The sequence below is a fragment of the Mycolicibacter algericus DSM 45454 genome (genome assembly GCF_002086455.1).
GTDB lineage: Bacteria > Actinomycetota > Actinomycetes > Mycobacteriales > Mycobacteriaceae > Mycobacterium > Mycobacterium algericum.
On the sequence record NZ_MVHC01000060.1, the window covers coordinates 1 to 7,236 of the forward strand.

The 7,236-nt window shown below is 68.9% G+C and carries 6 protein-coding genes and 1 pseudogene; 1 reads left to right on the top strand and 6 read right to left on the bottom strand.

The genetic code is table 11. The features are described 5' to 3' along the window. Window positions 1-36: 36 nt before the first annotated feature. Window positions 37-852, bottom strand: coding sequence for a hypothetical protein (locus BST10_RS21885; RefSeq protein ID WP_235673616.1), 816 nt, complete (start codon window positions 850-852; stop codon window positions 37-39). Window positions 853-1,017: 165 nt separating this feature from the next. Here BST10_RS21885 and BST10_RS21890 point away from each other — a divergent pair. Beyond that, a pseudogene (locus tag BST10_RS21890) lies at window positions 1,018-1,593 on the top strand (IS3 family transposase); the annotation flags it as partial. Between the two features lie 124 nt (window positions 1,594-1,717). Here BST10_RS21890 and BST10_RS21895 read toward each other — a convergent pair. From BST10_RS21895 to infB, 5 genes are all read right to left on the bottom strand, one after another. Next, complete coding sequence (locus BST10_RS21895; RefSeq protein WP_133054466.1) at window positions 1,718-2,068, bottom strand: maltose acetyltransferase domain-containing protein; 351 nt, start codon at window positions 2,066-2,068, stop codon at window positions 1,718-1,720. Between the two features lie 11 nt (window positions 2,069-2,079). After that, window positions 2,080-3,396 (bottom strand): MATE family efflux transporter, encoded by a 1,317-nt coding sequence (locus BST10_RS21900; protein ID WP_083040709.1) that lies wholly within the window; start codon window positions 3,394-3,396, stop codon window positions 2,080-2,082. Beyond that, the gene (locus BST10_RS21905; protein WP_083040712.1) at window positions 3,396-4,412 is read right to left on the bottom strand and encodes a DHH family phosphoesterase; all 1,017 of its coding nucleotides are present in this window, start codon (window positions 4,410-4,412) and stop codon (window positions 3,396-3,398) included. The genes BST10_RS21900 and BST10_RS21905 overlap by 1 nt, the downstream gene beginning before the upstream one ends. Then, complete coding sequence (gene rbfA / locus BST10_RS21910; protein WP_083040715.1) at window positions 4,372-4,851, bottom strand: 30S ribosome-binding factor RbfA; 480 nt, start codon at window positions 4,849-4,851, stop codon at window positions 4,372-4,374. The genes BST10_RS21905 and rbfA overlap by 41 nt, the downstream gene beginning before the upstream one ends. Before the next feature lie 2 nt (window positions 4,852-4,853). Beyond that, a partial coding sequence (gene infB, locus BST10_RS21915; protein WP_083040717.1) for a translation initiation factor IF-2 occupies window positions 4,854-7,236 on the bottom strand: 2,383 nt, incomplete at its 5' end.

Here is a 7,236-nt window from a genome sequence, read left to right on the forward strand (position 1 = left end):
CGGTCGAATCCCGTTGTGCTAGACTACAACTCGTAGTCAAATCATCTCTGACTTACACAGAATTCGTGACAGGCTCCACGGGTGGGCGACCCGGGCGGGATCGGTGAAAAATCCGCGGGCTTGGGAGTACTCTGTCCAGCCCACACTGAATTGCGGGTCGGTCGAATCTGCCTTGGGCACAATCGGTGTCATGTTGTCGGGGATCAACACCTTGAACACGCCATCGAAGAATCTCCAGGCCGACTCGCAGCCGGTGATGATCGCCTCCAGGGTCTGGTGAAACGTCAGCCACACGAACATGTGCCGTGAGTAGACGGCGGTGAAGATCAGTGCGTGCACGACCCGGTTGCGCCCAGCTTCGGGATCGAAGAGCGTGCCCATCTTCCCGAAGTCGATCTGGCACTCCACGCCGGGCTCGCCGTCGACCACCGGCACCGTGCCGGCCGGTCCGCGGCCTCGGTAGTCGGTGCGTTCGGTGCAGTACCGGTGCAGGGTCCGCTGCGGCACCATGATCCCGCGGCGGGCCAACAGGTCACTGATCTTGACCACCGTCAAGTCCTTGCCGACCCATTCAACGATCTGATCATGGTTGGCGCGCAACAACTCCCACGTATGGCCGTGACCATCGGGGCGGCCCGGACGCACCGCCTCGATCACCGCACCGATCAGCTCGTCGGTGAGCTGATCCAGGTCACCGCCCCGATCCAGCCCCGCCGACACCGCCGCGTTCGTATAGTCGCGTGCGGTCTTGCGGTCCACCCCGGCCAACACCGCGACCCGGCGCAGACCGGCACCGGCCATCCACACCCGCAACAGCTCACGTACCTCGATCACCGAAACCTCCCGATACATTCAGCAGACCTCCTCCACATCGATCGACATGAAGTGATCCGACCCAGTAATCGAGCGGCCACCGGCGCGACACGCCAGCGGTCCCATAACTGGCAAACGGGTGGTCCAATGAAACTGGCTAAACCCTAGTCAACGTGGTCCCATCACCGTGGCGGTCGACATCCACGCCATCCTGATCTGGTCAGACGCGATTTCACCGCCATCGCGCCTGACCAGCTTTGGGTGACGGACCTGACGTACGTGCCCACCTGGGCCGGAGTGGCCTACGTGTGTTTCATCACCGATGCGTTCAGCAGGATGATCGTCGGCTGGCGGGTCGCCTCGCACATGCGCACCACCATGGTGCTCGATGCGATCGAGATGGCCCGCTGGTCGCGGGGAAACACGTTGCCGGGCTTGCGATGTCACTCCGATGCCGGGTCGCAATTCACCTCGATTCGCTACGGTGAACGACTCGCTGAGATCGGCGCGGTGCCCTCCATCGGCACCGTCGGCGACAGCTTCGACAACGCCCTGGCCGAGACGGTCAACGGCTACTACAAGGCCGAGCTGATCTACGGACCCGCCCGTTCGGGGCCGTGGAAGACCGTCGAGGACGTCGAACTGGCCACCCTGGGCTGGGTGCACTGGCACAACACCAGCCGACTCCACGGCTACCTCGACGACCTGCCGCCGACCGAGTTCGAGGACGCCTTCTACGCTGGGCAACGGATCGACCAAACCCTGGTCGAAATCCAATAGCCCGAGCCTCCACCAGACCGCCACCAGACCCAGGGCGATTCAGCCAGACATCATCGGCGATGGCAATCGGTGCCGCGGACTCCCAGCCCTGCCGTCGTGCGTCGGTGTCGTCAATCGGGTGTCGTCAATCGGGTGCAGGGTGGTGACCAGTTGTGCGCGGGGCCCGATCGGTACGTTGTCGCCAATGATGGTCGGCGCTCAGTCCAGCAAGACCCGCATCGTAATTCACGAAGTAGTGAGCGCTGATGCTGATGTGTTTCCCGTAGTCACAGCAGAGTCGGGGCTCGACGACCGAATCCGGCCCGAATGACCCGAGCAGCTCGCCCAGCAGGTCCCGCCGCCGATCGTCATCGTCGGGCGCGGTGGCGTTGAACGCCGCGACCAGGCGCCGGCAGGCCCGACGATCTGCGACCAGGGTGGGATCCTCGGGTAGATATGGCTGTCCGTTGAGCATCTGCTCCCGGTGGCTGCACATGCCCGCTGATCCTACGGGCGGCCGGCCCGCGCCCACCGCCCCGAATACACCCGCCACCCGACGAACACCAACCGCAGCACGATGAACGTGGTCAAGCCCGACCAGATCCCGGCCAACCCCCAATCCAGCATCAACGACAGCCAGGTCAGCGGGAGGAATCCGATCAGGGCGCTCATCACGGTGGCGGTGCGCATGAACGCGGCATCGCCGGCACCCAGCAGTACCCCGTCGAGAGCGAAAACGATTCCGGCGAGCGGCAATTGGGCGACCAGAAACCACCACGGCACCCCGATCGCCGCCAATACCGCACCGTCGCCGGTGAACAGCCCCGGCAACACCGCCGAACCGAAGGCCAGTAACGCGGCCAGCACCGCGGCGGCGGCCGCCGAGAACACCGTCACCCGGCCGGCCACCGTTCTGGCGCGCCCCGAGTCACCGGCACCCAGTGCCGCGCCGACCAGGGCCTGAGCGGCGATCGCCAGCGAATCGAGCACCAGCGCGAGAAATGTCCACAGCTGCAACACAATCTGGTGGGCGGCCAGCGACGCGGCCCCGAAGCGCGCCGCGACTGCGGCGGCTGAGACGAAGCAGGCCTGAAAGGCCAGCGAGCGCACGATCAGGTCACGGCCCATCGTCAGCTGCGCCCGCACCATCGCACCGTCGAAACGCAGTGGGGCCCGCTCGCAGTGCAATGCCCGCAGGAACAGCAGCGCGGCGAGCCACTGGCCCGCGCAGTTGGCCACCGCCGAGCCGGCCAGGCCCATCCGCGGCATGCCCAGCGACCCGAAGACCAGCAGCGGGCACAGCAGCGCCGAAAGTGCAAAGCCCGCAACCACATAGCGCGGAGGCTGCGCGGTGTCCTGCACCCCGCGCAGCCAGCCGTTGCCGGCCAGCGATACCAGGATCGCCGGTGCACCGAGTATCGCGATCCGCAGCCATGGCAGGGCGGCCGTCGCGATGCTGTCCCGTCCGGCGACGGCCGAGAGCAGCGGCACCGCCGCGACCTGCACGACGACGACGATCAGCGCGCCCAGTCCCAGTGCCAACCAGGTCGCCTGCACCCCCTCGGCCACGGCCGCCGAACGGTCACCGGCACCGTAGTGGCGCGCCGAGCGCGCCGTGGTTCCGTAGGACAAGAAGGTCGCCTGCGAAGCCACCAGCCCCAGGATCAGGCCACCGATGGCCAGCCCGGCCAGGCCCAGGGCGCCGAGCCGACCGACCACCGCGGTGTCGAACAGCAGATACAGCGGTTCGGCGGCCAGCACCACCAACGCCGGCAGTGCCAGCGCCAAGATCTGGCGAGCGCCCGCCGACGCGCCGTCGGCCATCAGGCGAGTGCGGCAACCAGGGCGGCGACCACGTCCTGCACGCCGCCACTGGCGCTATACCCGGCGGCCAACCGATGTCCGCCGCCGCCGAAGCCGCACGCCACGGTCGACACATCCACCGCCGACTTGGCGCGCATCGAGACCGCCCAGCATCCCGGGTCGACCTCCTTGAACACCGCAGCGACCTCCGCCTGCTCGGTGGTCCGCACGATGTCGACGATGCTCTCCACCTCCTCGGGCCGCGCGGCGCTCCACTCGGCATGCTCCACGACCGCATAGACCAGCCCGCGGCCTCCCACCGCGTCGGGCAGCAGCTGCGCCTGCGCCAGCACCCGCGACAGCATGGTCAGCCAACCGAAGCGGTGGGTGTCCATCACGGCCCGGGTGATGGCCGCATTGTCCACGCCGACGTCCACCAGCCGCGCCGCCAGCCGGTACGCGCGGGCGGTGGCCCACCGGAACGAGCCGGTGTCGCTGGCCAGCCCGGCATACAGGCAGTGCGCCACATCGGCATCGATCGGTTCGCCCCACGCGTCGAGCAGGTCGGCCACCATCATGGTCGTCGAATCCGCCGACGGGTCAACGAAATTCGCGGTCCCGAACAGTTCATTGGATGCATGGTGATCGATCACCAGCAGCTCACGTCCGCCGACTGCGAAGTCTCGCAGGCCCCCGAGTCGATCGGCACTCGATATGTCGACCGTCACCACCAGGTCGACGTCCTGGCGTATCGCATCCGGACCGACCAGCAGCCAGCCACCCGGCAGCGACTGCAACGACTGCGGCAGGGTCGCCGGGCGTGCGAAGGAGACCTGGACCGCCTTGCCGCCCCGCTCGAGGACCATCGCGAGCGCCAGCCCGGCCCCGACCGTGTCGGCGTCGGGATGTACGTGGCAGATCACCGCCAGCGTGGTTGCGCCCGCCAGCAGCTGCACCGCCCCGGCGGCGTCGACGCGCCGAGCCGGAGCCAACCGGTCAGTCCCCCGATTGCTCACCGTGACCGCTGTCTTCGCCATCCGATGACGCGGGGTCCTCCCGGTACGGATTGGCCTCTCCCACCGGCTGCTTACCCTCGCGCAGCCGAGCCAGATCGGCATCGGCCGCCTTGGCCGCGGCCAGCAGTTCCGACATCCGGTGGGCCGTTTCGGGCACCGTGTCACGGACGAACGTCAGCGTCGGCGTGAACCGCACCCCGGTACCGGCGCCCACCTTGGACCGCAGCACACCCTTGGCCCGTTCCAGCGCGGCGGCGGCACCACCGTAGTCGGGGTCGTCGTCCAGGGAACTACCCAGCACCGTGTAGTACAACGTGGCATCGTGCAGGTCGGCGGTCACCTTGGCGTCGGTGATCGTCACCCCGGCCAACCGCGGATCCTTGATCTCGTACTCGATCACCGAGGCGACGATCGTCGAGATCCGCTTGGCCAGCCGACGCGCCCGGGCCGGATCCGCCACGGCTAGGTCCGTGCCTTCTCTACGAGCTCATAGGTCTCGATGACGTCGCCTTCCTTGATGTCGCTGTAGGTCAGCGTCAGACCACATTCGTAGCCGTCGCGCACCTCGGTGACATCGTCCTTCTCCCGGCGCAGCGACGAGACCGTGAGGTTCTCGGCGACCACCACCGAATCGCGCAGCAGCCGAGCCTTGGCGTTGCGGCGCATGATGCCGGAGGTGACCAGGCAACCCGCGATGTTGCCGACCTTCGAGGACCGGAAGATCGCGCGGATCTCCGCCCGGCCGAGCTCTTTCTCCTCGAAGACGGGCTTGAGCATGCCCTTGAGCGCGCCCTCGATCTCTTCGATGGCCTGGTAGATCACCGAGTAGTAGCGGATCTCCACGCCGTCGCGGTTGGCCAGCTCGGTGGCCTTGCCCTCGGCGCGCACGTTGAAGCCGATGATGATCGCGTCCGAGGCCGATGCCAGGTTGACGTTGGTCTCGGTGATGCCACCGACTCCGCGGTCGATCACCCGCAGTGCCACCTCGTCGTCGACCTGAATCCCCATCAGGGCCTCTTCCAGCGCCTCGACGGTACCGGCGTTGTCGCCCTTGAGGATCAGGTTCAGCTGGCTGGTTTCCTTCAGCGCCGAGTCCAGGTCCTCCAGCGAGATCCGCTTGCGCGAGCGCGCCGCCAGGGCGTTGCGCTTGCGGGCGTTGCGCCGGTCGGCGATCTGGCGGGCGATCCGGTCCTCGTCGACGACGAGCAGGTTGTCGCCGGCGCCGGGCACCGAGGTGAAGCCGATGACCTGGACGGGCCGCGACGGCAGCGCCTCGTCGACGTCGTCGCCGTGCTCGTCGACCATGCGCCGCACCCGGCCGTAGGCGTCGCCGGCAACGATCGAGTCGCCGACGCGCAGGGTGCCGCGCTGGATCAGCACGGTGGCCACCGGGCCGCGACCCCGGTCCAGGTGCGCCTCGATCGCCACACCCTGGGCCTCCATGTCGGGGTTGGCCCGCAGGTCCAGCGCGGCGTCGGCGGTCAGCAGCACCGCCTCCTCCAGGGCGGCGATATTGGTGCCCTGTTTGGCCGAGATATCCACGAACAGCGTGTCACCGCCGAACTCCTCCGGCACCAGACCGTATTCGGTCAGCTGACCCCGGATCTTGGACGGGTCGGCGCCCTCCTTGTCGATCTTGTTGACCGCCACCACGATCGGCACTTCGGCCGCCTGAGCGTGGTTGATCGCTTCCACCGTCTGCGGCATCACGCCGTCGTCGGCGGCGACCACCAGAATCGCGATGTCGGTGGCCTTGGCGCCGCGGGCACGCATGGCGGTGAACGCCTCGTGACCCGGGGTGTCGATGAAGGTGATCAGCCGCTCGGAGCCGTCGAAGTCGACGGCCACCTGGTAGGCACCGATGTGCTGGGTGATGCCACCGGCCTCGCCCTCGCGCACGTTGGCCTTGCGGATGGTGTCGAGCAGGCGCGTCTTGCCGTGATCGACGTGACCCATCACGGTCACCACCGGCGGGCGGCTCTGCAGGTCTTCTTCATCGCCGGCGTCCTCGCCGTAGGTCAAGTCGAACGACTCCAGCAGTTCGCGGTCCTCGTCCTCGGGCGAGACGACCTGGACGACGAAGTTCATCTCGCTGCCGAGCAGCTCCAGCGTCTCGTCGCCGACCGACTGGGTGGCGGTGACCATTTCACCGAGATTGAACAACGCCTGCACCAGCGCCGCCGGGTTGGCGTCGATCTTCTCGGCGAAGTCACTCAGGGATGCGCCGCGCGCCAGCCGGATGGTCTCGCCGTTGCCGTGCGGCAGCCGCACCCCGCCGACGACGGGCGCCTGCATGTTCTCGTATTCGGCGCGTTTCGCCCGCTTCGACTTGCGTCCCCGCTTGGGTGCGCCGCCCGGACGGCCGAACGCACCGGCCGCGCCACCGCGCTGGCCGGGACGGCCACCGCCGCCGGGGCGGCCCCGAAAGCCTCCGGCGCCGGCGCCTGCTGGGGCACCTCCACCGCCACCGGGTCCGCCGCGGTAGTTACCGCCGGGACCGCCGCCGGGGCCGCCCGGACGGCCGCCGGGGCCACCGGGACGGCCACCGCCGCCGGGGCGCGGCGGGCCGCCGGGGCGCGCCGGGCGGCCCTGCGCGCCGAAGTTACTGGTACGGCCGGGCATATTGCCCGGTGTTGCGCCGCCGCCGGGACGCGGCATGCCGGGCCGGGGTGCACCCGGCCGCGGCGCCTGCGGGTGCGGACGCGGGATGGCGCGTTCCGCCGGCTGCGCCGACGAGAACGGGTTGTTCCCGACGCGCGGGGTCCGGGCGCCGGGCTTGGGTCCGGGCGTGGCGGGCCGAGGGCCGGGAGCCGGCGGCGGCCCGGGTTGCGGCGGGGCCGGTGGC